General features: G+C 62.3%; 21 protein-coding genes and 2 pseudogenes. 15 read left to right on the top strand and 8 right to left on the bottom strand.

The window, feature by feature from the left end:
• The first annotated feature begins 336 nt into the window (after positions 1–336).
• From AXW83_RS15905 to AXW83_RS15860, 10 genes are all read left to right on the top strand, one after another.
• On the top strand, positions 337–789 hold the full coding sequence (locus AXW83_RS15905; RefSeq protein ID WP_066615045.1) for a hypothetical protein: 453 nt from the start codon (positions 337–339) through the stop codon (positions 787–789).
• A gap of 19 nt (positions 790–808) precedes the next feature.
• Positions 809–1,495, top strand: a complete 687-nt coding sequence (locus AXW83_RS15900; protein ID WP_066615044.1) for a hypothetical protein — start codon at positions 809–811, stop codon at positions 1,493–1,495.
• A 131-nt stretch (positions 1,496–1,626) separates the two neighbouring features.
• On the top strand, positions 1,627–2,235 hold the full coding sequence (locus AXW83_RS15895; RefSeq protein WP_156640106.1) for a hypothetical protein: 609 nt from the start codon (positions 1,627–1,629) through the stop codon (positions 2,233–2,235).
• 469 nt (positions 2,236–2,704) lie between these two features.
• Positions 2,705–4,210 carry an ABC transporter substrate-binding protein gene (locus AXW83_RS15890; protein WP_066615042.1) on the top strand — a complete coding sequence of 502 codons (1,506 nt, stop codon included), beginning with the start codon at positions 2,705–2,707 and terminating at the stop codon, positions 4,208–4,210.
• A 29-nt stretch (positions 4,211–4,239) separates the two neighbouring features.
• Positions 4,240–5,160 (top strand): ABC transporter permease, encoded by a 921-nt coding sequence (locus AXW83_RS15885; RefSeq protein ID WP_066615041.1) that lies wholly within the window; start codon positions 4,240–4,242, stop codon positions 5,158–5,160.
• A gap of 62 nt (positions 5,161–5,222) precedes the next feature.
• On the top strand, positions 5,223–7,103 hold the full coding sequence (locus tag AXW83_RS15880) for a dipeptide/oligopeptide/nickel ABC transporter permease/ATP-binding protein (RefSeq protein ID WP_066615040.1): 1,881 nt from the start codon (positions 5,223–5,225) through the stop codon (positions 7,101–7,103).
• Positions 7,100–8,191 carry an oligopeptide/dipeptide ABC transporter ATP-binding protein gene (locus tag AXW83_RS15875; protein ID WP_066615039.1) on the top strand — a complete coding sequence of 364 codons (1,092 nt, stop codon included), beginning with the start codon at positions 7,100–7,102 and terminating at the stop codon, positions 8,189–8,191. The genes AXW83_RS15880 and AXW83_RS15875 overlap by 4 nt, the downstream gene beginning before the upstream one ends.
• Positions 8,192–8,259: 68 nt before the next feature.
• Complete coding sequence (locus tag AXW83_RS15870; protein ID WP_066615038.1) at positions 8,260–8,553, top strand: (2Fe-2S)-binding protein; 294 nt, start codon at positions 8,260–8,262, stop codon at positions 8,551–8,553.
• Positions 8,553–9,947: an FAD/NAD(P)-dependent oxidoreductase gene (locus AXW83_RS15865; protein ID WP_066615037.1), complete on the top strand. Its 1,395-nt coding sequence runs from the start codon at positions 8,553–8,555 to the stop codon at positions 9,945–9,947. Before AXW83_RS15870 ends, AXW83_RS15865 begins: the two co-directional genes overlap by 1 nt.
• Entirely contained in the window at positions 9,944–11,092 is a 1,149-nt protein-coding gene (locus tag AXW83_RS15860; RefSeq protein ID WP_066615036.1) for an NAD(P)/FAD-dependent oxidoreductase, read from the top strand. Before AXW83_RS15865 ends, AXW83_RS15860 begins: the two co-directional genes overlap by 4 nt.
• Before the next feature lie 19 nt (positions 11,093–11,111).
• Here the strand turns inward: AXW83_RS15860 and AXW83_RS15855 are convergent, their stop codons facing one another.
• Positions 11,112–12,005, bottom strand: a complete 894-nt coding sequence (locus tag AXW83_RS15855) for a LysR family transcriptional regulator (RefSeq protein WP_066615035.1) — start codon at positions 12,003–12,005, stop codon at positions 11,112–11,114.
• Positions 12,006–12,130: 125 nt separating this feature from the next.
• Here AXW83_RS15855 and AXW83_RS15850 point away from each other — a divergent pair, with 125 nt between their 5' ends.
• The 5 genes from AXW83_RS15850 (at position 12,131) to dapA (ending at position 18,479) form a co-directional block, all read left to right on the top strand.
• Positions 12,131–13,600: an NAD-dependent succinate-semialdehyde dehydrogenase gene (locus AXW83_RS15850; protein WP_066615034.1), complete on the top strand. Its 1,470-nt coding sequence runs from the start codon at positions 12,131–12,133 to the stop codon at positions 13,598–13,600.
• Between the two features lie 366 nt (positions 13,601–13,966).
• A complete protein-coding gene (locus AXW83_RS15845; RefSeq protein ID WP_066615033.1) occupies positions 13,967–15,016 on the top strand; it encodes an amino acid ABC transporter substrate-binding protein in 1,050 nt (349 codons plus the stop codon).
• 66 nt (positions 15,017–15,082) lie between these two features.
• A complete protein-coding gene (locus AXW83_RS15840) occupies positions 15,083–16,366 on the top strand; it encodes an aspartate aminotransferase family protein (protein ID WP_066615032.1) in 1,284 nt (427 codons plus the stop codon).
• 9 nt (positions 16,367–16,375) lie between these two features.
• Positions 16,376–17,551: a YyaL domain-containing protein gene (locus AXW83_RS15835; RefSeq protein WP_066615031.1), complete on the top strand. Its 1,176-nt coding sequence runs from the start codon at positions 16,376–16,378 to the stop codon at positions 17,549–17,551.
• Between the two features lie 34 nt (positions 17,552–17,585).
• Entirely contained in the window at positions 17,586–18,479 is an 894-nt protein-coding gene (gene dapA, locus AXW83_RS15830; RefSeq protein WP_066615030.1) for a 4-hydroxy-tetrahydrodipicolinate synthase, read from the top strand.
• Between the two features lie 216 nt (positions 18,480–18,695).
• On the opposite strand, the gene AXW83_RS15825 is transcribed toward dapA, so the two are convergent.
• The 7 genes and pseudogenes from AXW83_RS15825 to AXW83_RS15795 all read right to left on the bottom strand — a co-directional run bounded on the left by AXW83_RS15825 (position 18,696) and on the right by AXW83_RS15795 (position 24,722).
• On the bottom strand, positions 18,696–19,394 hold the full coding sequence (locus AXW83_RS15825; RefSeq protein WP_236841960.1) for a LysR substrate-binding domain-containing protein: 699 nt from the start codon (positions 19,392–19,394) through the stop codon (positions 18,696–18,698).
• A 63-nt stretch (positions 19,395–19,457) separates the two neighbouring features.
• Positions 19,458–19,646 (bottom strand): annotated as a pseudogene (locus tag AXW83_RS27840) (LysR family transcriptional regulator); the annotation flags it as partial.
• 392 nt (positions 19,647–20,038) lie between these two features.
• Positions 20,039–20,796 (bottom strand): annotated as a pseudogene (locus AXW83_RS26625) (IS5 family transposase).
• A gap of 69 nt (positions 20,797–20,865) precedes the next feature.
• Positions 20,866–21,549 carry an amino acid ABC transporter permease gene (locus AXW83_RS15810; RefSeq protein ID WP_066615027.1) on the bottom strand — a complete coding sequence of 228 codons (684 nt, stop codon included), beginning with the start codon at positions 21,547–21,549 and terminating at the stop codon, positions 20,866–20,868.
• A complete protein-coding gene (locus AXW83_RS15805; RefSeq protein ID WP_082767171.1) occupies positions 21,546–22,346 on the bottom strand; it encodes an amino acid ABC transporter permease in 801 nt (266 codons plus the stop codon). Before AXW83_RS15805 ends, AXW83_RS15810 begins: the two co-directional genes overlap by 4 nt.
• A 49-nt stretch (positions 22,347–22,395) precedes the next feature.
• A complete protein-coding gene (locus AXW83_RS15800; protein WP_066615026.1) occupies positions 22,396–23,298 on the bottom strand; it encodes an amino acid ABC transporter substrate-binding protein in 903 nt (300 codons plus the stop codon).
• A gap of 101 nt (positions 23,299–23,399) precedes the next feature.
• Positions 23,400–24,722, bottom strand: a complete 1,323-nt coding sequence (locus AXW83_RS15795) for an aspartate aminotransferase family protein (protein ID WP_066615025.1) — start codon at positions 24,720–24,722, stop codon at positions 23,400–23,402.
• Positions 24,723–24,904 lie beyond the last annotated feature (182 nt).

The raw sequence follows: 24,904 nt of genomic DNA, 5'->3' as shown, positions 1-24,904 counted from the left end.
AGGTATGTTTCAGGTCGAACACTTTTACCCTTCAAGGGCCTTGGTAGTTGGTTGGCAGGTGATCGGTTGTCCGGCTGTCGCTATGCCGCGCGTGATACTCGAAAGCATATCGGAAAGGCGTGACGCCAAGGGCGTTTGAAAATCGCTATCTGAATATATGCGTTATCCAAGCCCATAGCCGGCAGCTCTAATAAGATATTACTCGGATATGCCAACGATATAGATTTGCATATATATAATACAATTTGCACCGAAGCCGACCGGTGCCGTAATATATTATTTCAAATGAAATATGTGAACCAACTATGTTCACTTTTGCTGCAAACGAGAGCCTGCATGTTGTCATTCAAGCCATCAAAGGAGCAGTGGGTCCAGCACCTCGCCGAGCAAGCTGACTCGTACACTCAGATCAATGGGAAATATACCATGATCGGTGGAACGACCCTCAAATCCGTAAAATACGATGAGTTCTCTATCGTAGTCGCGAGTTACAAGCAGCTATCGGAAGCTGAAAAAACCAATAAGCCCGATCGCGGGGGATATTTTCCCTCGTCGAAAGACCTCGGCGGCGAACTTGCCATCCGCTACCGCCAGAAGCTCGTTTTGTACGTCGAATGGCAGCCTTACGGCTCCTATCGTATCCTACAGTATGTTCCCGGCGCCTGGGAACGCCGCAAGCTCATGACGATAGACTCGCTCTGGTCGCTTCGTGCCTGGGACGAACGTGCCGCAAAGGCTCGTCTGCGCCGAGCCGCCAAGCGTTCCCCGAACCTCGATGATCCAGCCTAGCCAAGAGATGGATTGAGCCATGGTCAACGCACTGACGCTGTATGCCAGCATTCCACTTCAGATCCCGCGTGTCGAGCAGTTCGTCTCGCGTGTCGCGAAGGAGGGCTTCTCAAAAGCGACCGTGTCGTTGCACGGAGCGTGGCTGGGACGTGTCCCAGAGCAGCAATACTTCGACGAGTCGATGCCCGCCTCTGAGGCCGTCGTCTTCGCTATGACGGCATATGGTGACAGTGAAAGCGCCGCCTCCCTCGTAACGATCCATGACGATTATCGCTACATTCAGCCGACCATTTTCGAGATGCAGATCGATTGGGGTAACGTCGCCGTTCACGCTAGGATGAATCTGATCGAGGCCCTTGCGACCGCGAACCGCTCTCGGGATCCTGAGTGGCTGGCCGATGTCTACGGTCAAGCGATTCTGCCCTATCTGTCCATGTTACGGGACGGGAACCAGTCACCTGAGCAGATCGCGCACCTCGCCAGCCGGGATCAAGATGTTGTGGCCGGACATCTCTATAATAATAAAATACTGAATCACGATGGAAGTTTATATTTGTCGGCATTCAAAATCAAATTGCCCGTAGATCCGTCGCGCATAACTAATGCGTTCATGCTTCCTCCAGGAGATCGCACCCCTCTATACGAACGCCAGGAGACTATAATTCAGATGGAACTTGAAGAATATCTAGCCAAAAATCCCCTGTAAATGACGAAATATATAAGGCTGCTTTGGCGATGGCAAGACCAATAATCCTTTACGCGAGTTTTCCAATTTCCGTTCCGGACATTGAACGGTTTGTGGAGCGCGTCGCAATGTACGGTTTCTCGACGCGGTCGATGAAGAATTTCACAGACTGGTCGCGTCATGCGCATTCGATGGCTGAATTCGTTCAAGTCGCGCCAGGGCAGTTGGCTCAAAAGCGCCCCGTTTACAACAATGGCACGCGCTGGATGACTGTCTACGGTGATCGGGAGAGCGCGGAATCGCTTAAGGCGGTCCGGGATGACCTCCGATATATCCTTCCCACCGTGTTTGAAATTGAGGCGGATTTCGACGACATCGTCGTTGATGGGGATATGTATTTGACGCCACTATTCTTGCGTGTCCAGCAGCCAACCGCGGTGGACTTTCTTGAGCGCATATTCGGGCCCACCGTGCGTCCTTACTTTCTGGAGGCGCTCTCGTCAGATAACGAAGGCTTCCGAAAAACGTTGGCAGAGGCGGCATGCCAAGACGCTAAAGTAATAGCCAGTCATCTTCGGAATATAGTTGTGCTCGGCTGTGATTATTTAAGTGCATTCCGTTCAAGCTTCAAATTAAAATTTCCTGTACCTCCCAAATCGGTTGTTAGGGCATACCTTATAAACTCAAATTCGAAATCACTGGATGTTGAACGCGAACTTGATTATTTAATTAGCAGCTTTAATGAAATGATAGATTATTAATTGACATAAAAATAGAATTTAAGTCACTTAATAAGTGAAATTCCAAGATTCCATTTATTCAATAGTTTGAGACGCCTTTTGTAGGAGCGGTGTGCATAGCCGATAACGTATAAACATTCTCCATTAATTAACATGTTGAAAGCCCATGATGGCCCTTTTCTGACGGGTCGAGACTATAACCACGGTGCAGCGTCGGCGCCGTTGGTCAACGGCCGAGGAACTCCGCCTCGCCGAGGACGCGATGAAGCAGGGCATGAGCGTGTATTTGCGACGCCATGTCCGACAGCTGCCCCCAAATCAGTACCCGTCCCGGCGATGCAGGGGATGAATTCAATTCATCTATTAAGGTCATATAGGAATTTGATTTCAGGCTCGGAGCACCTCCATTCTTGCCTAGCACGCGCCTCGATGCGCTGCCTCAGAACGAGGGGTATCCAACATGATTTCCAATACATGCATTTGGCGTTCGATGTTGCTCGCGACCCTGATCGGTGCTGCGCCCATCGCAGCCGTAGCCGCGCCCGTGGAAACGCTCCGCGTCGGGATCAGTACAGATCCGGACACGCTCGATCCGATGTCAGGCTATCTGCCGATCAGCACAACCGTCGATCTGCTCCTGTTCGACGGTCTGTTCAAACTCGACGCCAAGAACAATGTCGAAAAAGATCTCGCGACAGACTATGCCTATTCGGCCGACGGCCGGATTCTGACGGTAAAGATGGTCACGGGCCGGCGCTTCGCCAGCGGCGCACCGTTGAACGCGGCGGCCGTCGCCGCGTCTTTCAAGCGGCTTCTCGATCCGGCCAGCGGATCGATCTATCTCGGGCTCTACAAGGTGCTCGGCGAGGTGAAGGCGGTCGGGGAAGACACCGTCGAATTCCATCTGTCCGAGCCGAACGGCCATGCGCTGGTTCTACTCGCCGCTACCGCGGGCTCGATCGTCGATGTGGCTGCGGCCAAGACGCTCGGGGCCGAATTCAACCGCCGTCCCGCCGGCAGCGGACCCTATGTCGTCAAGGACTATATCGGCGGCGAGCGCTTCACGCTGGTTCCCAACCCCAACTACAACGGGCCCAGGCCTGCCAAATTGGCGAAGATCGAGTTCGTGACGGCGCCGGAAGACGGCTCACGCATGGCGCTGATGGAGACGGGGGACGTCGATATCGTCGAACGCGTTCCGCCTGAATCGATCCCCGCGATCAATGCGATGCGCAATGCGTCGGCGGTCGTCATGCCCGGCATGTTCTCGATCAACGCCGAGGCCGTCCTGCGCGGTCCGCTGCTCGACAAGCGCGTTCGCGAAGCCCTCAATCTCTCGATCGATCGGGACGGGATTACGAAGGGAGTTCTTGGAGGACTTGGAACCCCCTCGGTCGGATTTGTCGGGCCCGGAACGCAGGATGCGCTGCGGCAGACCTTCCCGCAGTTGCCCTACGACCCGCAAAAGGCCAAGGCCCTGCTCGCGGAAGCCGGCTACAAGCCCGGCCAGTTGTCGCTCACGATCACCTGCCCGACCGGTCGCTACATCAAGGACGCGCAGATCTGCCAGGCCCTCCAGGGACAATGGCAATCACTAGGCATCAACGTGAAAGCCGACGTCATCGATCGCGGCAGCTGGCTCAAGATCATCGGCCTGCCGCCGGAGCAGAGAAAGGACAATCTGGCCTTAGTTGGGCGGGGAACCGCCGGCATCGACTACACGCTCTACCGGCTGTTCTACACGGGCGTCAGCACGAACCGCACGGGCTACAGCGATCCGCGCATCGACACGCTCCTGACCAAAGGGCGCGCCACCGCCGATCCCAAGGAGCAGGCTGGGATCTATGGCGAGATCCAGACGATCCTCTGGAACGATCAGCCCTTCGTCTTCCTCTGGTACCAGAACCAGGTGCTCGGCGTCTCCAAGGCGGTCAGCGGATTTCAGGCCCGCATGGACGAGGTGATGATCTTCGACGAGGTCAGCGTCAAACGCTGAGACGGACTCTCGCGAAAGGGCACCACCAGATGTTCGTCCTCAAACGGCTTGCCGAGGCGGCGCCGACACTCTTCGTCGTCTCCGTTCTCGTCTTCTTCTTCGTGAACCTGATCCCGGGCGATCCCGCCGCTCAATTGGCCGGGCCGAACGCCTCGAATGAAGAGATCGCGGCCCTGACAGAGCATTTGGGCCTGAACGAACCGGCTCCCTCGCGCTATTGGCGTTTCCTGCGAGGCGTCGTCGATCCGTCCGTCGCGAAGTCGTTCAAGACCGGGCGCCCGGTCACGGTCGAAATCGCCGAGCGCCTCCCCAAGACGCTCGCGCTGGCCTTTGGCGCCCTCGCAGTTGGGCTGCTGCTGGGGACGATCTCAGGGGTATGCTGTGCGTTGTGGCAAGGCGGCTTCGTCGATGCGCTGGTAACGGTCCTGAGCCTGGCGGGGATCTCGATGCCGATCTACTGGCTCGGCCTTCTTGGGATTTGGCTGTTTGCGATCAATCTCGGCTGGTTTCCTGCGGCTGGGGCGAGCACGCCGCTTCACTTCGTCCTTCCAATTCTCGTTCTCTCGACGCGTCCCGCAGCCCTATTCAGCCGCTTGGTCACGGCAAATCTCCTTGAGGTCATGGGAAAGGACTACCTGGACACGGCCCGCTCGAAGGGGCTCAGCGAGATGCGGGTCATTTTCCGGCACGCGCTGCCGAACTCCTTGGTCGCGGCCGTGAGCGTGGCCGGCGTGCAGTTCGGCTCCATGCTTGGCGGATCGGTGGTGACCGAGAACGTCTTCGGCCTGCCCGGGCTCGGCCGCCTTCTGGTCCAGGGCGTAAGCAGCTCCGACTATCCGGTCGTCCAGTACACCGTCCTGATGTTCGCGACGTTCTTCATCGCGATCAATCTGCTTACCGACCTGCTGACCCAATGGCTCGATCCGCGCACCCGCGGTGCGGCGTCATGAATGTCTTGTCCGAACCGATACACGGTCGAGAAGGGCTGCCGCGCCGGGCGTCGCGTCCGGGCGTGCTGTTCCGACTGATGCGCCAGCCTAAGGGCGCGATCGGCACCGTGATCGTCACTTTTTACCTTCTGCTGGTGATCTTCGGGCCGATACTGGCGCCGCACGACCCGCTGAAACAGGATTTCGCTGCAACCCTGAGGTTTCCTTCCTCAGCGCACTGGTTCGGCACCGATCAGTTGGGCCGGGACATCTTCAGCCGCATCCTGGCAGCCGCGCCAGTCTCCCTGGGGATCGGGATCGGCGGCGTCGCGCTCGCCTTCGCGGTCGGCGTGCCGCTCGGCCTCGCCGCCGCCTGGCGCCGTGGCCCCTTCGATGCCGCCATCATGCGGGGCGTCGATGTGATGCTCAGCTTTCCCGACATCGTGCTGGCGCTGGCGATCGTGGCGATCCTCGGGCCGAGTACGCAGAACGTGGTCATCGCGGTCGGCATCGTCGCGATCCCGGTTTTCGTCCGCACGACCCGCGCCGTCGCGTTGAGCACGATCGCGGAGCCTTTCGTCGATGGCGCGATGGCGCTGGGGTGCGCACCATCCCGTGTGGTGCTCCGGCATGTTCTGCCGAATATGGCTGGAATTTTGGTGACGCTGGCGAGCCTTTTGTTCGCATCGACCCTGCTTTCGGCTTCCGGCCTCGGCTTTCTCGGTGTTGGCGTCCAACCGCCGGCTCCGGAATGGGGCACCATGCTGGGCGAAAGCCGCGCCTACATTCGCACCCACGCTTTCCTCGCCACGTTCCCTGGCCTCTTCCTCGCCTGCTCCGCGCTGGGCTTCAATCTCCTGGGGGAAGCTCTCCGGACCATCTACGATCCCATCGCTGCGAAAACGGCGCGGCGACCGCGCCGCCCGGATCTACCGCGTCGAGCGATCGACGATTTGGCCATAGCGGTGCCAGGACCGGCAGGGGGAGCAGCGCTGACCGCGAGCAGGCTGGAGGTGTCCTATTTCGGTGAGAAGGGGGCCATCGCCGCAGTGCGCGGGGTCGATCTCACCATGCGGCCGGGCCGCACCTTGGCGGTAGTCGGCGAGTCCGGCTCCGGCAAGAGCACCCTTCTGCGAGCTCTGGCGACATTGCTGCCGCAGGGTCGAGCCGGCGTCACCGACGGTCGGATCTTCATCGGCGACCGAGATCTCGCCCGCCTGTCCGATGCAGCCATTCGCGACCTGCGTCGCCGCGACATCGGAATCGTCTTTCAGGACGCCGCCTCTGCATTGAATCCGGTCATGACGATCGGTGAGCAGCTCATCGAGGCGATCAACGCCGGTACGAGCGTCCCCCGCGCCGAAGCGCAACGCCTCGCGATCCAGTTACTGACCGATGTCCAGATCTCCGATCCGCAGCAGCGGCTCGACGCCTATCCGCATCAATTCTCGGGCGGGATGAAGCAGCGCATCGTGATCGCCATCGCGCTGGCGCAGTCGCCGCGCATCCTGCTCGCCGACGAGCCGACCAGCGCGCTCGACGTCACGATCCAGCAGCAGATCCTGACGTTGCTGCGCGAGATGCAGCATCGGCGCGGCATGGCGATGCTGCTCGTCACCCATGATCTCGGCCTCGTCGCGCGTTACGCCGACGATGTCGCGGTGATGTATGCCGGCCGGATCGTCGAGACAGGCCCGGTCGAGGAGGTTCTGGGGAATCCGCGTCATCCGTATACTCGCGCGCTCCGGCTTTCGAGTCCCAGGCTGCGCAACACGTCGGGGAGCCGCTATTTGCCGGCCATCGCTGGAGAACCGCCCCTGGTCGGCGCCATTCCCGCAGGTTGCAGCTTTGCCCCTCGTTGCGAGCGGCGCGCTGGATTCGAGCGCTGTATGACCGACGATCCCGGACTGCGTCAACTCGCGGGCAGCGCCGCCGCATGTCACCGCGCGGAGGAGCCGGTATGAGCCGCTCTCAGGCCACGCAAGCTGCTCGCGCGTCGACGGGGGAGGATGCCGTTCTCGTTGTCGATGATGTCAGCGTGAGTTTCACGATCGGCGGCGGGTTCTTCGGCCTGGGCCAGCGAAGATTGGTTCGTGCGGTCCAAGATGTCTCCTTCCGCAATCCGAAAGGATCCTGCTTCGCCATCGTTGGGGAGTCCGGCTCCGGCAAGACCTCGCTTGCTCGCACGCTGGTCGGCCTCAATCGACAGACGGCGGGGACCATACGGATCGACGGCATTTCGCTCGGTGAGCTGAACGCGATCGAATTGCGCGCCCTGCGGCGCCGCGTGCAGATGGTCCTGCAGGACCCTCGCGCGGCCATCGATCCGCGCCTGTCCGTGCGGGAGGTTCTGCGCGAAGCGCTCGTGGTCCATCGGTTCTGCGCTCCCGCGGAATACGAGACGCGCATTCGCGCCGTTGTCCAGCAAGTTGGTCTCTCCGCTGCTCACCTCGACCGATATGCCACCGAGCTGTCCGGCGGGCAGCGGCAGCGCGTGGCGATCGCGCGGGCGATCATTTGTGAACCGGAGGTGCTCGTCCTCGACGAGCCGGTGAGCGCGCTGGACGTGTCTGTCCAGGCGCAGATCATCAACCTCCTGATCGCGCTGCAGGAGCGCCTGGGACTGACCTATGTTCTGATCACCCACGACCTGTCCCTGGTCGGACACATGGCCGATCTGGTCGGCGTGATGTATCTCGGCCGCTTCGTCGAACAGGGGCCGGCGCACGAGGTCATTGCCGCTCCCGCCCATCCTTACACCGCCAGCCTGCTTGCGGTGGTCGCAGAGGATGACCCGATGGCGGAAAGGCGCCGCACGGTTCAGCCTCTGGACGGCGGCATTCCCAGTCCGCTGTCGCCTCCTACCGGATGCGCTTTTCACACCCGTTGCCCGCAGGCCCGTGTCGTTGCCGCCAGCCTTGCTCCCGAACAGGTCATCGAGTCGGACGGTCGGCTCCTGCCGCGCCGCTGCATCGAGACAAGGCCGGAAGAGCGTTGTCCCGATGGCAACGCCGCCCGTCTTGCCGCCTGCCACTTCCTCCTGGAGGCGTAGAGCCGAAGGCGGCGAGGTTCGCGCCCGCCGCCATGACCTACCGAGCATGACCAAAGGATCGAGAGCCGATGCTGAGACGGATCGAGGACACGCAAGCGCGCCTCGCCTTCACCTTCGAAGGACGCAAGGTCGAGGCGCGGTACGGTGACAGCGTCGCGGCAGCCCTGATGGCTGCGGGATTTGGCGATCTGCGCGCCAGCGTCGTGACGGGCGCGCCGCGCGGTCCCTACTGTCTGATGGGCGCATGCTTCGACTGCCTGGTCCGGATCGACGGGGTCCACAATCGCCAGGCCTGCATGACGACGGTGGAGCCGGGAATGGATGTGCATCGCACGCCGTTTGCCGCGACGGAGCTGTGTTGATGGTCCGCGACGTCGATGTCGCGGTGATCGGTGCAGGACCCGCCGGACTGGCCGCCGCGACGCGGGCTGCGCAGGCAGGCCTGCGCGTCGTCGTGCTGGACGAGCAGGCGGCTCCAGGGGGCCAGATCTATCGAGGTGTCGAGGCCGCGAGCGCCGCGCGGCGGCTTATTCTCGGGCCCGACTATGAGAAGGGTCTCGATCTCATTGCCGCGTTTCGCCAGTCCGGGGCGAGCCTGATCAGCGGCGCGACGGTTTGGAACGTCGCCACCGACAAGCTGCTCGACTATTCTCAAGCTGGGAGAGCGCAATCTCTGCGCGCCCGCGCCGTTGTGGCCGCCTCCGGTGCTCTTGAGCGCCCCAGTCCGGTGCCCGGCTGGACGCTCCCGGGGGTGACGACCGTCGGCGCCCTGCAAATCCTCATCAAGGGCGCAGGCATGGTGCCGGACGCCGTCGTGCTCGCCGGCGCCGGTCCGCTCCTGTGGCTGGTTGCAGCGCAACTCGTCGCTGCCGGCGCTCCGCCCCTCGCCATCCTCGATACCGTTCCACCCGGCCAGATGCTGTCTGCGCTGCGACATCTGCCGCAAGCATTACGGTCCAAAGGGTACCTCTCCAAGGGCTGGGACATGCTTGCAGCGGTTCGCGCCTCGGGCGTGCCTGTTCACCGCCATGTTCGCGACATCCGGATCGAGGGAGACACCGCCGTCGAGGCGATTTCGTTCAAAGCCGGCGGACGGCGGCGGCGGATCGCGACAGGCGCGGTGGCGCTGCATCAAGGTGTTATCCCCAACCAGCAGATCGGCCGCCTTCTGCGCTGCGAGCATCTATGGGATCACCGCCAGCAGGCGTTCCGTCCTGTCCTCGACGAGAATTTCGAGAGCAGCGAGCCCGGCCTTTACATCGCCGGAGACGCCGGCGGGATCGGCGGCGCGCGCGCGGCCGCCCTGCAAGGGGCGATCGTCGGGCTACGGCTGGCGGAGCTCGCCGGCAAAGGGAACCCGGCAGAGCTTCGCGCCGCCCGCGCCGCTCTCTCGCGCGACATGGCCATACGCCCTTTCCTCGAAGCGTTTTACGCGCCGGCACGGGAGGTCCTGGCGCCAGCGGACGAAACGATCGTCTGCCGCTGCGAGGAGGTGACCGCCGGGGCGATCCGCGCCCGCGTCGCGAGTGGAGCGCCAGGGCCCAACCAGGTCAAATCCCTGATCCGGACCGGGATGGGGCCATGCCAGGGCCGTATGTGCGGCGTCGCGGTCTCGTCGATCATCGCCGCGGCCCGCAACGAGGAACCCGCGAAGACCGACTACTACCGGATCCGGCCTCCTCTCAAGCCGCTCCTTCTGACCGAACTGGCCGAGTATCCCGAGATGGCGTTCGAAATCGAGGCGCGCGAGCCATGAGCACACTCTCGGGAACTGGCTTCAGCTCCGATCTGATCATCATCGGCGCCGGAATCCACGGCTGCTCGGCGGCGCTCTTTTCAGCTCTGCGCGGCATGTCGGTTACGGTGATCGAAAAGGACAGTGTCGCGCGTCATGCTTCGGGCGTGAACGCCGGCGGCGTCCGCCGCCTGGGGCGCCATCTCGCCGAGTTGCCGATCTCGGTCAGGTCGATGGAAATCTGGTATCGCATCGCGGAGTTGGTGGATGACGACTGCGGCTTTCAGGTTTCGCCCCAGATCAAGCTCGCTCTGCGCGAGGAGCAGCTCGAGCAGATGCGCAGGCGCGTCGCCGAGCTCCAGGCGCTGGGGTACGATCACGAGACGATGCTGACGCCCGCAGATTTGCTTGCCCATATTCCTGGCGTGACCGATCGGATCGTCGGCGCGATCGGCAGTTTGCATGACGGTTTCGCGCAACCGTACCAGACCACCTTTGCGATCCACAGGAAGGCCCGGTCGCTGGGGGTCCGCTTCTACGAAGGATTGCGCGCGGAGTCCGTGAGCCGCGATGGCGTGGGCATCTGGGAGGTCAAGACGGCTCAAGGTATCTTCCGGGCTCCGAAAGTCCTAGTGGCCGCCGGACTATGGGCTGGCGCGTTTGCGGAGTCGCTCGGCGAGGCAGTACCCATGAGCGACTATGCGCCGATGATGATGGTGACTACGAGGCTGCGCCCCTTCTGCCACGCTGTCGTCGGCGCCGCTGGCGTGCCGCTCTCTTTCAAGCAGATGCCGAACGGAACGGTCGTAATCGGCGGCGGGCGCCCGGGCTTGCCGGATCCCGAGACGAATCGGGCCGAGGCAACCTTCGCCCCGTTGCGGCTCTCGGCCCGGACCGTCACGTCGCTGTTCCCTATCATGGCCGAGGCATCGATCGTCAGAGCCTGGGCAGGGCTCGAGGGGCGGATGGCCGATGAAATTCCGGTCGTCGGCGCGTCGAAACGGCATCCCGGCCTATATTATGCCTTTGGGTTTTCCGCGCACGGCTTCCAGCTTGGCCCTGGCACAGGCGAGATCATGGCCGAACTGATGGCTACGGGGCAGTCACCCGTGGATCTCGCGCCTTTGCGGATCGACCGCTTCGGGGAACTTCGGCAAGCCGCCTGAGCTCGGAGATGCGCTGGCGTTATTCGGGAAGCTGTTTGGGCCTGAACTTGAAGATGTGCTCGCAGAATCTCTTCGTTGCCAAGCTCTGCGGGTTGCGGTTGTTCAAAGCGATATAGATCGGCGTCTTGATGACCGGCCTGAAGGGGATCGTCACGGTCGACGGCCATTTTCCCGAGCTCGCGGTTTCGCTGTCGACGACGCCAATGCGCCGCCCTGCCTCCACGAGGGCGCAGATCATGTTGCTTTGTGTCGCCTCGATGCGGGAGTGAAGGTTGATCCCCTTGCTCAACACCCTTCCGTCCAGCATGCGTCGGAATTCATCCTGGGCGGACAAGAGCACGATCGACTCGTTCTCGAGATCGCTGGGCCCGATGACCTCGTTGCCAGCGAGCCGGTGCCCCAACGGGACGACACAGACGAGCTGCAGCTCCGACAATTTCCGCTTCACGACCGCAGGATCTTCCTCCCGCACCTGGCCGACCCCGATATCAAGCTCGCCCTGAGCGACCCGCTTGACGATGTTCGCCGAACCAAGAGCCGTCAGCACGACCGAGACCTCGGGATAGGCTTCCGAGAAACTCGTCACGACACGCGCGAGCCAGCCGGCCGACATCGCCGGCATGACACCGACGACAAGGCGAGCATGCTCGAGTCGATGGAGCTTTTTTGCGTACTGGCTCAGGCTTTCAAAGCCATTGAGCAAGCGACGGGCCTCGGCGTGGAGTCCTCGCGCCTCATCGGTCGCGTGGAGACCGCGCGTCGTGCGGTTGAACAACTTCAACCCGAGGTGATCTTCCAACGTCTTCAGCGATTTGCTGACCGCGGACTGGGACAGGCCGAGATGATGCGCGGCCTCGGTCACCGAAGCTCGATCCATGATGGCGGAAAAGATCTCAATCTGACGATAGTTCATGGATTCGACATTACTTGAATTCATGCATTCGGCAATAATAGAAATTTGACTGATGACCTGACCCTGATGACATTAGCGAAACGCCGCGAGAGCGATGTTGTGAACGCAAAGGGACAGCCAGCACAATGATCGTGACGAATACAGCCAGCGACCGCTCGTACGAACGCTTGGGCATGCTGATCGGAGGTGAGTGGATCTACGACGCGCCGCTACACGGCGACGTCATCGATCCTGCGACTGGAGAGGCCTTTTCGCGGCTGCCTTTTGCTGGAAGCGCGGAGATCGAACGGGCCGTGGAATGCGCCCATCATGCTTTCCTCGCATGGAAGGACAGTTCTCCACTCGATCGCTCGCTGATCCTGCGGCGTTTTGCCGACCTGGCGCGTCGCGATGCCGATACGATCGGATGGAGCCTCACGCGCGATCAGGGCAAGCCGTTCGCAGATGCCCGCGCCGAAGTTCGTTTTGCTGCCGATCATGCAGATTGGGCGGCTGAAGAAGCACGCCGCATCTATGGCCGGATCATTCCGCCGCGGGACCCTAGAGTTCATCAGTATGTCGTGCGCGAGCCGGTCGGGGTCTGCGCTGCATTCACGCCATGGAATTTTCCGTTCAGCCAGGCGCTGCGCAAGGTCGTCGCGGCCGTGGCGAGCGGATGCACAATGGTCTTGAAGGGGCCGGAAGACTCGCCCTCGGCTGTTGTCGCCCTAGCGCGGCTGATGGAAGAGGCCGGACTGCCGGCGGGTTGCATCAACATCGTTTGGGGCGAGCCGGCCGCGATCTCGGAGGCGCTGCTGCGGCATCCCCTCGTGAAGAAAATCTCGTTCACGGGCTCTGTTGCGGTCGGCAAGCAGCTGGCCGCGCTGGCGGGACTGCATATGAAGCGCGCGACGATGGAATTGGGAGGCCACGCTCCCGTGATCGTTTATGACGATGCGGACATCGATGCGGCTGCTACAGCCTTGGCAATGCAGAAAGTGCGCAATGCCGGCCAGGTCTGCATTTCGCCGACACGGTTCTATGTGCAAGACAAAGTCCACGATCAGTTCCTGTCACAGTTTGTCGCGACAATCGCCAAGACCCGCGTGGGCTCCGGGTTCGAGGAAGGCGTTCAGATGGGGCCCCTGTGCCACGAGCGCAGGGTCGGAGCGATCGAAAGCCTGGTGTCCGATGCTCGCGAGCGCGGGGCGACAATAGCGGTCGGCGGCGAGAGGCTGGGGAACCGTGGATTCTTCTACGCTCCCACGGTCGTTGCGGGAGCCACCGAAGGGACGCGACTCATGACCGAGGAGCCGTTCGGTCCAATTGCAGTCGTATCTCGTTTTACGAACTTCGAGGACGTGATTTGCCGCGCCAACAGTTTGCCTTTTGGCCTCGCATCCTACGTCTTCACGAGATCGCAAGAGCGGGCACAACACAGCTCGCGGGCGTTGGCTGCCGGGATGGTGAGCGTCAACCATTTTGGATTGTCATTGCCCGAAACGCCTTTCGGCGGGATCAACGACAGCGGTTACGGCAGCGAGGGCGGTGCTGAGACCCTGGACAGCTACCTCAACACCAAGTTTGTCTCGCAGCTCGCGCAGTTGCCCAACTAGACTGGCCGGCTGTGAAGAGGCGTCGTGGTCGGCGCTGAGGATCGCTTCATCGCGGCATCGGTAGGCAAAAATTGTCAGGATCGAGCCGTCTTTCTGGATTTCGGCGTCGCCGTCACCTTCGCAATTTGGTCTTAAGAGCGGCGGAGCCGGTCCGTCGGGAGACTTCTCGACGCTCACTTTCGGAGGATTTCTGCGCCTAGCCTTCAAGTTTTTCGAGCTCATAAAACTCTGAAATTGCGCGGTTATATTCCTCTTTCGGTTTGGATTGCTCGTCTTGGTTGAGGAATACTGTGGAGAGGCTTAGTTTTTTGAACTGGCCTACAGACGGCTCCAATGATCCCTCAAGGGTTCACGGAGGACGGTTCCATGGCCATCAGCAAGACGTTGCTTCGCTTCATTGCGAAATCATCATTACGCCTTCTCTTCTGCCTTGCCGGCTCCGTCGCGGTCACGTCGTCATTTGCTCAGAGCGCTTCGGTGCTCGACGGGGTGAAGTCGCGAGGGGCCATTCGATGCGGTATCCATGTCGGTCTCGCCGGCTTCGCCTTTGTCGATAAGTCCGGCGCCTGGCAGGGTCTCGACGTAGATCTCTGCAAAGCCGTCGCAGCCGCGGTACTCGGCAAGTCGGATAAGGTCCAATTCCTTCCGCTGAACGCCAAGGACCGGTTCATCGCGCTGCAATCTGGCGAGATAGACCTGCTGTCGCGGAACACGACATGGACCTTGGACAGGAACACGCGGACCGGGTTGAATTTCACCGGCGTCAATTTTCATGACGGCCAGGGCTTCATGGTGAAGGCTACCTCGGGAATTAAGGTGGCGACTGAACTCAACGGCGCCACTATCTGCGTCGTCCAAGGCACCTCGACCGAAAAGGGGCTTGCTGATTTCTTCGCCTCCCGGAAGCTGAAATACGAACCTGTCGCCTATTCCGAGACCGATGCGGTGCGCGACGCCTATGTCGCCGGCCGTTGCGACGCCGTCACCAGCGATCGCTCGCAACTCGCGGCGATCCGCTCGGTCCTCACCGATGCCAAGGCCCATGTCATATTGCCCGACGTCATTTCGAAAGAACCGTTGGGCCCGTCTGTCAAGAATGGGGATCAGCAGTGGGCAAACATCGTCCGCTGGAGCTTGAACGCCATGATCGAGGCGGAGGAACTCGGGCTGAGCTCACGCGAGATTCGAGCGCGGACGGCGGGAAGCGCCGATCCGGTTATCCAGCGGTTTGCCGGAAAACTGGACAATCTCGGCGAGGCCCTGGGTCTCGACAACGACTGGGCGGTCCGGATCATCGAGCAAGTCGGCAACTACGCCGAAAGCTATGACCGCAATATCGCGCCCATCGGCCTCGATCGCGGCGTGAACCGTCTCTGGCGCGACGGCGGGCTGCTGATCAGCCCACCCTTCCGGTAGCGCGTTCAGCGCTGAAATTCGATCAGCTCTAATCAGCGTTCCGCGCAGCGACACAGGGAAGACGTGATGACAATGGTCAGTATTTTCGAGGCGCGCGCGAATCGCCACCTGCTTCGATACGGATGCGATTTTGCCAAATTCGTTCCGGCGAAAGGCGAAGGGTCCTGGTTATACGATGCGACCGGACAGCGCATGCTGGATTTCACCTCGGGGCAGATGAGCTCCATCCTAGGGCACTGCCATCCTGAGGTCGTCGCGACCCTGCGAGCAGCTGCTGGGACGCTGGATCACCTGTTCTCGGCGATGATCTCAGAGCCCGTCGTCGGCCTCGCCGAGAAGCTGGCCGAACAGGTTCCCGAACTACCCAGGGTGATGCTGCTTTCGACAGGCGGCGAATCTAACGAGGCGGCGATCAAGCTCGCCAAGACCGTGACTGGCAAATGGGAGATCGTTGCCTTCTCCAAATCCTATCACGGCGTCACCGCCGGCGCTGCGGCGGCGACGTTTAAGATCGGCCGTGGGGGTGTCGGGCCGCTTCCCGCCGGCTATTACGCAATCCCTGCTCCCAACGCCTACAGGCCGCGCTTTGTCGGTGTGGACTGGCGGCAAGAGCTGGACGACGCCTTCTCGCAGATCGACCAGCAATGCACCGGCAATCTCGCGGCCTTCATCGCCGAGCCGATCCTCAGCAGCGGCGGCGTGATCGAGTTGCCGCCGGGCTACCTGACCGCCCTCAAGGCACATTGCGAGGCGCGCGGCATGCTCCTGATCCTAGATGAGGCGCAGACGGGTCTCGGCCGTACCGGCACGATGTTCGCCTTTCAGCGCGACGGCGTGGTTCCCGACATCCTGACGCTGTCGAAAACGCTGGGAGCCGGCATGCCGCTGGCCGCGGTGATGACCAGCGAAAGGATTGCGCAGGCTGCCGACGACAACGGGTTCTTCTTCTACACCACGCACGTCAACGATCCACTGCCGGCTGCCGTCGGCCTCAAGGTGCTCGAGATTGTCGTCCGCGACCGTCTACACGAGCGGGCGAAGCAGGCCGGAGATCAACTTGCCGCGGGCCTGCTGCGGTTGAAGCAGCGCCATCCCTGCATCGGCGACGTCCGTGGCCGTGGCCTGCTCCGAGGGATCGAGTTCACCGACCATGATGGCAAAGACGCGACCCAGATTTCGAACGCGGTGACTTACGCGGCCATGGATATCGGCCTGGTCGCCAATCTCGTCCGGTCCGGGACCTCGGGCGGCGTCATGCGGATCGCGCCGCCGCTGACGGTGAAGGACGAGGAGATCGAACAGGGCCTGGACCTACTGGGCCGGGCTATCGCAACCGTCACCCGACACTGAGCGCGCACCATGACGAACAGACCTGCCTCCTCGACCTATCGGCTTGCGCTCGAAAAAGGCCTTCGGACGCTCTGCAGCGGCGCCGACGCTCTGTGCGACGAGATGGCGTCGAGCCCCGGCGTTCCACGGCTCAATGCCATGACCGGCGGCTACAGCTTCGACGCGGATTATGTCTGGAACAGCTGGGCCGATTTCCAGTGGGCTGGTTTCCTCGCTGGGCGCCTCTGGCTCCTGCACGCGCTGACGAAAAGCCAGCGCTACGGCGATGCCGCAATGGACATCTGCCGGCGGATCGGCCCGGTTCTTGCGCGGCATCCCACGGTCTTCTCCTCGACCGGTCTCGACATGTATTACGCGCTGACGCTGGGGTTCAAAGTCACGGGCGATGCCGCGCTCAAGGACTGGATGCTCAAGGGCGGGGATAACTTCGCGAACATCTTTGACCGCAAGGCGCAGGCGTTTCTCCAGATCGCCAATGCGGACCGCATCGTCATCGACACCGGCCTCAACCTTCCGTCCATGCTGTGGGCCGCCCAATGGGAGCCCGCGCGCGGCGAACTCGCCTTTCGCCACCTCGACACCGTTCTCGAAGTAGGCCTGGTCCGCGCCGACGGCTCGAGTTGCCATGCCGCAGCACTCGATCCCAACACGCGCGCCGTGGCCGGGCTCTTCAGCCTGCAAGGCTGGAGCAACGACAGCGTCTGGGCGCGCGGCCAGGGCTGGGCGATGCTCGGCTATGCCCATGGTTTCGAGGCCAGCGGCGATCCGCGCTACCTCGACGCGGCCCGGCGTGCGGCCGACTGGTATGTCGCCAATGTTCCGCCGGGATGGATTCCGCACTACGATTACCAGGATCCAGAGCGCGACAAGCTGCCCTATGATTCCTGTGCGGCGGCGATAGCGACCGCGAATCTGATGCGGCTGGCGCGCTGGCTGCCGGATCGGGCCGAAAGGTACCGAACGGTCGCGCAGGAAACGCTCCAAGCACTGCTCGACAACTTCCTGTCGCCGGGCGGCGTGTTGCTCCACGGCAGCTGGGGCCGGATGCGCCATATCGAGCCCGGAAAGCCGCGCCTCGGCCGCTTCCCGCAGCAAGACGTGATGCCCTACGGCAACTACTGGATCGCCGAATGCCTCTTCCGGGAATTGTCGGACGACTGGTCGGTCCTCGCCCTCAAAGACTGACACTTGAAATGAACGCTGCAGACGGGATCATCCTATGAAGTTTACGCCCAACGGCATCTACACCGCCATCGTGACGCCCCTGACCGAAGCCGACGAGATTGACGAGGCGACGCTCCGCAAGCTGATCGACTATCAGATCGTCGAGGGCGCTGCCGGCCTGCTCGTCATCGGCGGAAGTGGCGAGTTCGTCAGCCTGACGCCGACCGAGCGCCAGCGCGTGATCGATATCGCGCTCGACCAGACGGCGCGGCGAGTGCCGGTGATCATCGGCGCGCTGGCGCCCGGCACGCGCGAGGTCCAGGAGACGGCGCGCTATGCCGCTGATGCCGGCGCGAGCGCGGTGCTCGTCCTGCCGTCCTACTACATCAAGGCCAGCCCCACTGGGATCGTCGAGCATTTCAAGCGGGTCGCCGGTGCGACCTCCATCCCGATCGTCGCCTACAACAATTCGGGGCGGACGGGCATCACGCTCGACATCCCGCTGCTGGAGAGCCTCGCAGCGATACCCTCGATCGTCGCCCTAAAGGAATGCGAGCGGGATTTGGCGATCGTTTCGGCGAAAATCCGCGCGGTCGGCGAACGGATCGCGATCATGTCGGGCGATGACGATCTCGGCTTCCCGACCTTTCTACTGGGCAGCCCCGGCGGCATCTTCATGACGTCGAACCTGGTGCCAGCCTTCCATCGCAAGCTGCTAGAAGTCACGCAACGAGGCAATCTGACCGCCGCGCGGCAGGGGCATTACGCGCTGCTCGGACTGGTCGATGCGCTCTATACCGCCAATCATCCGGGGCCGCTGAAGGATGCGATGGCACTGATCGGACATACGGTCGGCCCGGTCAGGGCGCCGCTGCAGCGCGCGAGCGCAGCAACGCTGGAGCGCGCCAAAAAAGCGCTGGACGAGATCGCGGCGGTCGCGTTCGACTGAGACCGCAACGCTGGATTTGAAATATATCCGTTTTCCCCGCTCACGTCGTCCCGGCAAGCCGTGCCGCGGTGCGGATCAGGGATCCATCGTAAGGCACCACCACAGCCGTAGGATGGATTTCCGGGTCGACCATCGTTCGCTCAGGATGACGGCGGTGGTCCCGAGCAAACTGGGAGTGCCTGCACCGTCCGCCTTCTGGCCGGATCACCAGGCCAGTTATCCTACCGAGCCTTGGTATCTGTCTACGGCCGTCTTGAGCCAGCGCTCGAATGCGTTGACCTGATTGGTGCGGTGCTGCTTGCGGGCCTTGACCAGATAATACGTCGTCACGTCGAAGCTGTGGCCCTCTTCGTCGAAGAGCGCGACGAGCTTTCCGCTGTCCAGTTCTGCGCTTGCCAGAACCCGGCTTTCGAGAATGACACCGGCGCCCTGAACGGCGGCCTCGATCGCCATGTCGGACTGATCGAGCCAGATGTCGTTGGCGCCCTGCAGCCCGTCCTGACCGATCCGTCGCAGATAATCCGGCCAGGTCAGAGCATTCACGGAGTGGATGAGCGGAACTCTCGCAAGATCCTCCGCAGCGCGGATCGCGACGGCAAGTTCGGGGCTGCACATGGGGCGCAGTCTCTCGGTGATCAGGGGCTCCACGAGCTTTTGGCTGTCGGCCGGGCGTCCATAAGCGATCGCGATGTCGAACCGGTCGGCCTCGATGTCGTCGCGGTAGCATAGCGTCGACAAGCGCACCCTGGCGTCGGGGTTGGCGCGCAGGAAGTCCGGAAGACGCGGTTGGAGCCATCTGGCGGCAAAGCTCGGTCCGGCAGCGATCAGCAATTGGCCATGCTGCGCGCGCGGTGCCACGAGGCTGGTCGCGCTCGCCAGAACGCCGAAGGCATGCTCGACCTCGCGGGCGTACAATGAACCGGCAGACGTCAGGACGGTTCTCCCGGCGTCTCTGTCAAAGAGTTTGACGCCTAGGAATTCTTCCAGCCTTTGAATGTGATGGCTGATCGCGGAGGGAGTTACACCCAGCTCTTGGGCGCCACCAGCGAAACTCCGATGATGCGATGCGGCTCGGAATGCCAGCAGAGTGCCAAGCGGAGGTAGGCTGGCACGAATCTTCGTGCCAGCCCGGCCGTTGAGAGATTGGAGCGCGCTCGTTCCCACCATCGACCCCCGAAAGTTCGCTATCAGATTATCATCAATCGGCTCGCGTTTCGCAACGTTTGTCCACGGTTACATTATTAGAGCGCTGTCTCTCGTTGATCAGGCTCGGCCCACTGCAATCTCGCAATGCCCGCTTCTGGGCATCGCACTTATGTCGGCTATTGCTGTTCTACTCGAGTGTGCGGACTTATAATGAAATAGGCTTGTATTGATGCCATTCAAAGACCGGACACATCCTCCTTAGGTGAATGTTCTCGATTCCACTTGCTGTGACGGTATCCAGGGCTTTGTGCGGGTTAGGAAGGTTGCCCGCCTGCTGCCGATTTCGTGGACGGTCCGAATAGCTAAACTGAGGTTTTTCGAACGCGGCGGTGAAGCAGTTCTAGGGCCCGGACTCATAACCAGTAACTGACGGTTGCAGCGATGCAGACGGCGGCGAGGAAGTTGACGGCGAGGCGGTCGTATCGGGTTGCGACCCGTCGGAAGTCCTTGAGGCGGCAGAACATGCGCTCGATGGCGTTGCGATCGCGGTAGAGGACCGGCGAGAAGCAGTTCTTCCAGCGCCGGTTGGCCTTGGGCGGGATGTTGGGCATCGTGCCGTTATCCTCGACCTGCCGACGAATGGCGTTGCTGTCGTAGCCCTTGTCGCCATGAAGGATGCGGGCGGCCGGCATCTGCTTCAGCAGAGCCGATCCGGCCGTGCAATCGGCGACCTGGCCTCCGGTGAGCAGGAAGGCGATGGGCCGGCAGTCGCGATCGGTCAGCGCGTGGATTTTGGTGGTGCGGCCGCCGCGCGAACGACCGATGGCCTGGTTTCGCTCCCCCCTTTTCCGCCCGAGGCCGAGCGGTGCGCCTTGACGGCGGAGGAATCGATCAGCACCTGGGCCGGGGGACCGCCGGCGCTGGCCAGCGCGTGGAAGAGGTCGACCCACACGCCCTTGGCGGCCCAGCGGACATAGCGGTTGTAGAGCGTCTTGCGCGGTCCATAGTCGGGTGGCGCATCGATCCAGCGCCCGCCGGACTTGAGAACGTGGACGATGCCGCTGATCACCCGGCGATCATCAACACGCGGCTTGCCACGCGTATCCGTCGGCAAATGTGGCTCGATCCGCTCAAATTGCGCGTCCGTGAGCCAGAAACGATCCCGATTCATCCGTGCTTCCTCCCGGAAGCCGTGAATCACACCAAGCCGGCGATGCCAACCACTTTATGGGTCCGAGCCCTAGTGGCGCCTGATCTTTCCGCCGAGACTTGCGACGAACTGCGACGCCGAACTGCAAATCAGGAAGTAGACGAGCGCCACAGCGAGATACATCTCGACCAGGCGCCCATTGATTTGGGACATCTTCGAGGCTGCGCCCAGCAGGTCCGTGAGGGACAGAACGTAGACCAGCGAAGTGTCCTGGAACAGGATGATGGTCTGCGTCAGCAGGATCGGGCTGACCGCGCGCACCACCTGCGGCATGATGATGAGGCGGTAAGTCTTGATCGCTCCCAGCGACAATGCGCGCGCCGCCTCATATTGTCCCTTGGGGATGGCGCGAAGGCCTGAGCGGATGATTTCGCAGTAATAGGCTGCCTCGAAAAGGCCGAAGGTGACGAAGGCGGTCGCGGTCGCGCCGATCGGCACGGGTCGGCCGCTGCCGCTCAGATGGCCGATCATCAGCGGCATCAGGAAGAAGAACCAGAACAGCACCATGATCAGCGGAACCGATCGCATCAGCGCGACATAGCCGCGCGCGATCTGGGCGATAACCGGGAGTTCTAGATGCTGCGCCAAAGCCAGCAGCGTGCCAAAGACCATGCCGATGATGAAGGCCGCGGCCGTTAGCGCGAGCGAGAATTGCAAGCCCTGCCAGAGGTACGGCGCGGACTGCCAGACCACGGAGAAGTCGAGCGAGTTCACGGACGGTTTCCTGCGGGAATGTGCGCTTCGGAGGAGGGGAAAAGGCCGGTATCGAGTGGTGGCTCGCGTGGCCGACGCGGCGCGCCCGGTTGATGACTAGGTATCTTCAGCCGGCCATCGATGATGCTCATCAACTGATATGCGGCCAGCGCCAGAGCCAGGTAGATCAACGTCGCCCAGGCGAAGGCGGCGAAAGTCTGAAACGTCGCCTCGCTGATCTGGCGCGCCTGCGCGGTCAGTTCGATGACGCCAATCGTCAGCGCAACGGAGGTATTCTTGTAGATGCCCATGACCTCGCTGGTCAGGCTCGGCACGATCATGCGCAGCGCCTGCGGCACGATAACGTGCCGGTAGACCTGGCCGGGCTTTAGGCCCAGCGCGGCGGCGGCCTCGCTTTGGCCGCGCGGAAGCGCCTCGATGCCCGCCCGGACCTGCTCGGCGACCCGCGCTCCGGTGTAGAAGCTGAGGCATATCAGCGCCGGGACGAAGGAGCCCCAAGGCGGTGGCATCTGCTTGAGCCAGTCGCCGGCCGTCGCCGGCAGCATCTCGGGTAGGACGAAGTACCAGAGAAAGAGCTGCACCAGCAGGGGCGTGTTGCGGAAGATCTCGACATAGAGCCGCGCGGCGAAAGAGACGACCCTGCGCGCCCTGGTGCGGTTGATGCCAACGAAAACTCCGATGACGAAGGCGAACAACCAGCCGAAGAAGGCGAGCGCCAGCGTCCAGCCCAGCCCGGAGAGAAGCCAAACGAGGTAAAGCGCGCCATCGGGTCCTCGCTCGAAAAGAAGGTCGAACACGGCAGCCCCCTAAAGATTGCGATCCGATATGCGGCCTGGAGCTCCAGGCTCAGGGCGTGAGCGCGTCACTGGGGGAGGCCACGCGCGCCTTCAGGGCTTCGCTCATCTCAAGGGCGAGGTTCTGTCCGTTGGGCGGAATCGGCGAGGTGAACCATTTGGCGTAAAGCCTGGCGAATTCGCCCGATGCCATCTTCTCCTTGATCGCCCCGTCGACCACGGCCTTGAATTCCGCATCGTCCTTGGGAAGCATCAGGCCGTAATAGTCGTTTCCGCCATACTGATCCGCCAGGAAGGTAAGCGCTTTGGGATCGGGAGCGGCCGCCGCCAGCCCAGCTTGCAGGATCTTGTCCTCGAACCAGGCCGCCGCGCGCCCTGTGCGCAGCATCAGCAGTGACTCGGCCTGCTCCTTGGCCTGAATGAAGGTGAGGTCGAGACTCCCCTCCTTGCTGATCTTCTGTGCCAGCGCCAGGTTGAGCGAGCCTTGCGTCACGACCACGGTCTTGCCCTTGAGGCCGGCAGCGTTCGTGATGCCCGTGGCTTTCGTCGTCAGCCAGCTCGGCTGGCTCGCAAAAGTCGCCACCGAGAATGCCACCTGCTTCTGGCGGTCGGCGGTGTTGGTCGTGCTGCCGCACTCGACGTCGATGGTGCCGTTCTGGATCAGCGGAATGCGGTTGGAGGCGTTGACCGCCGTATAGGCGACCTTAAGTGCGGGCAGGTTCAACTGCGCCTTGACCTTGTCCGCGACGGCAGCGCAGAGGTCCATCGACAGCCCAACCGGCTTCTGCTCGGCGCCCAGATAGGCAAAGGGAACGGAAGACTCGCGATAGCCCAGCGTCAGCGTTCCGCTCGACTTGATCTTATCGAGAGTCGTACTTGCGGCGTGGGCGGAAGTTGTCGCCGCCAAGCACGCGGCAGTGGCCAGCATGGACAGAACAGCGTGTTTCGTCGTCATTGAGATCACCCCTTTGTCATCGATGGATCGACGTTCTTGGTCTCATGTCCGAGACTGTTTCGGCCGCTTCCCGGGCTGGACCCGGAAGGCGGCCGCCGGTGTCAGGCAGCCTTGGCGGCGGCGAGTTCGTCACGGCTTTCGCGCAGCGCCTTTTCGAGGATGTCCACTGCCTGGTCGATCTCGCTGTGGGAGACGGTCAGCGGCGGCGCGATCCGCCAGACCGAGCCGCGTTCGGGACGGCGCCGAATGTTCATGCTCAACCCGTTCTCGAAGCATTTCTGCGTCGTCAGCGCTCCCAGCGCATGAGCGGGTTTACGCGAGGCGCGGTCGGTGACGAGCTCGACGCCCAGCAGCAGGCCAAGGCCGCGCACGTCGCCGATCTCCTCATAGCGCTGCTGCAATTCCTCGAAGCGGCCGCGCAGGTATCCGCCCATCTCCTTCGAGCGCGCGACCAGTTTCTCCTTCTTGATCACGTCGAGTACGGCGAGGCCCACCTCGGCCGCCAGCGGATCGGAGACATGGCTCGTATAGAAGGCGAACTTCTTGGAGTGGATGTCGTCCTCGATCTTGGCTGTGGTCGCGACTGCGGCGATCGGCAGGCCGCCGCCGAGCGTCTTAGACATCGTCATGATGTCGGGAACGACGTCGAAATACTCGGAGCCGGTCTTCGTCCCGATGCGCCCGAAAGCCGTCTGCGCCTCGTCGAAGATCAGGAGCATGCCGCGGTCGTCGGCGGCCTTGCGCAGCGCCTGCATGAAGGACTTCGGAGGCACCAGTACGCCACCGGCGCTGATCACGGGCTCGACGATGATCGCGGCACCTCGGCCGGCCGACTGCATGTCGAACATCTTCAGGGCAAGGTCGAGATTGGCGAGCGCAGCCTCCTCTTCGGTGGCGCCCTGGATGTAGGGCCGGTAGGCATTGGGCTCGGGGATCACGAAGACGCCGGGTGCGGGTACGCCATAGCCCTTGCGGTCGCTCGCCATCGAGACCGAGCTCGCCCCACCGGTGATGCCGTGCCAGGAGCCTCCGAGCGCCAGGATCTCATAGCCGTCGGTGTACATCTTGGCCATGCGCAAGGCGACTTCCGTCGCCTCCGAGCCGGTGTTGATGAAGATCGAGCGCTTGATGTCGCCCGGCAACCAGTCGTGAGCGAGGGTCTGGGCGAGCTCGGCCACGACCTCCGGGATCATGCCGCTGAAGAAGTGGAAGGCCTTCTCGCCAGCGCGATGCACGGCCTCGACGATGGCGGGGTGGTTGTGGCCGATCGTGGCGCACATCTGCCCGGAGGTGAAATCCAGATAATCGCGACCGGTTGAATCCTTGACGATCGTGCCTTTCGCCGAGGTGAACAGCGCTGGGAATACGTCGCCGCCATAGCGGACCAGATATTCCTTCGATGCGTCCAGAAGCGTCTCGGTCATGATCCTGTCCTTAGCCCTGCCGACGCGCCGCTTCAGGGCCCACCAACCGGCGCACGCGCCTGTCGATCGGCTGCGCGGAACAGCGCGTTCAAGCTTGTCTTGTCCTGTCGGATGGCGAACGCTGCTTTGTCGTGCTTGGCGCACGATTTGCGTTACGTTGCCTGGCGGGAAAAATGTCGAGA

Origin of the sequence: Bosea sp. PAMC 26642 (assembly GCF_001562255.1) — a bacterium.
Classification (GTDB): domain Bacteria; phylum Pseudomonadota; class Alphaproteobacteria; order Rhizobiales; family Beijerinckiaceae; genus Allobosea.
The sequence above is the reverse complement of the archived record's forward strand: the minus strand, read 5'-3'. Positions and strand labels throughout refer to the sequence as shown.

Bases quoted from the DNA above. Each gene is read 5' to 3' on its own strand.
- AXW83_RS15905 (WP_066615045.1), top strand. From the start codon at position 337: ATGTTGTCATTCAAGCCATCAAAGGAGCAGTGGGTCCAGCACCTCGCC.
- AXW83_RS15900 (WP_066615044.1), top strand. From the start codon at position 809: ATGGTCAACGCACTGACGCTGTATGCCAGCATTCCACTTCAGATCCCG.
- AXW83_RS15895 (WP_156640106.1), top strand. From the start codon at position 1,627: ATGAAGAATTTCACAGACTGGTCGCGTCATGCGCATTCGATGGCTGAA.
- AXW83_RS15890 (WP_066615042.1), top strand. From the start codon at position 2,705: ATGTTGCTCGCGACCCTGATCGGTGCTGCGCCCATCGCAGCCGTAGCC.
- AXW83_RS15885 (WP_066615041.1), top strand. From the start codon at position 4,240: ATGTTCGTCCTCAAACGGCTTGCCGAGGCGGCGCCGACACTCTTCGTC.
- AXW83_RS15875 (WP_066615039.1), top strand. From the start codon at position 7,100: ATGAGCCGCTCTCAGGCCACGCAAGCTGCTCGCGCGTCGACGGGGGAG.
- AXW83_RS15870 (WP_066615038.1), top strand. From the start codon at position 8,260: ATGCTGAGACGGATCGAGGACACGCAAGCGCGCCTCGCCTTCACCTTC.
- AXW83_RS15865 (WP_066615037.1), top strand. From the start codon at position 8,553: ATGGTCCGCGACGTCGATGTCGCGGTGATCGGTGCAGGACCCGCCGGA.
- AXW83_RS15860 (WP_066615036.1), top strand. From the start codon at position 9,944: ATGAGCACACTCTCGGGAACTGGCTTCAGCTCCGATCTGATCATCATC.
- AXW83_RS15855 (WP_066615035.1), bottom strand. From the start codon at position 12,005: ATGAACTATCGTCAGATTGAGATCTTTTCCGCCATCATGGATCGAGCT.
- AXW83_RS15850 (WP_066615034.1), top strand. From the start codon at position 12,131: ATGATCGTGACGAATACAGCCAGCGACCGCTCGTACGAACGCTTGGGC.
- AXW83_RS15845 (WP_066615033.1), top strand. From the start codon at position 13,967: ATGGCCATCAGCAAGACGTTGCTTCGCTTCATTGCGAAATCATCATTA.
- AXW83_RS15840 (WP_066615032.1), top strand. From the start codon at position 15,083: ATGACAATGGTCAGTATTTTCGAGGCGCGCGCGAATCGCCACCTGCTT.
- AXW83_RS15835 (WP_066615031.1), top strand. From the start codon at position 16,376: ATGACGAACAGACCTGCCTCCTCGACCTATCGGCTTGCGCTCGAAAAA.
- dapA (WP_066615030.1), top strand. From the start codon at position 17,586: ATGAAGTTTACGCCCAACGGCATCTACACCGCCATCGTGACGCCCCTG.
- AXW83_RS15800 (WP_066615026.1), bottom strand. From the start codon at position 23,298: ATGACGACGAAACACGCTGTTCTGTCCATGCTGGCCACTGCCGCGTGC.
- AXW83_RS15795 (WP_066615025.1), bottom strand. From the start codon at position 24,722: ATGACCGAGACGCTTCTGGACGCATCGAAGGAATATCTGGTCCGCTAT.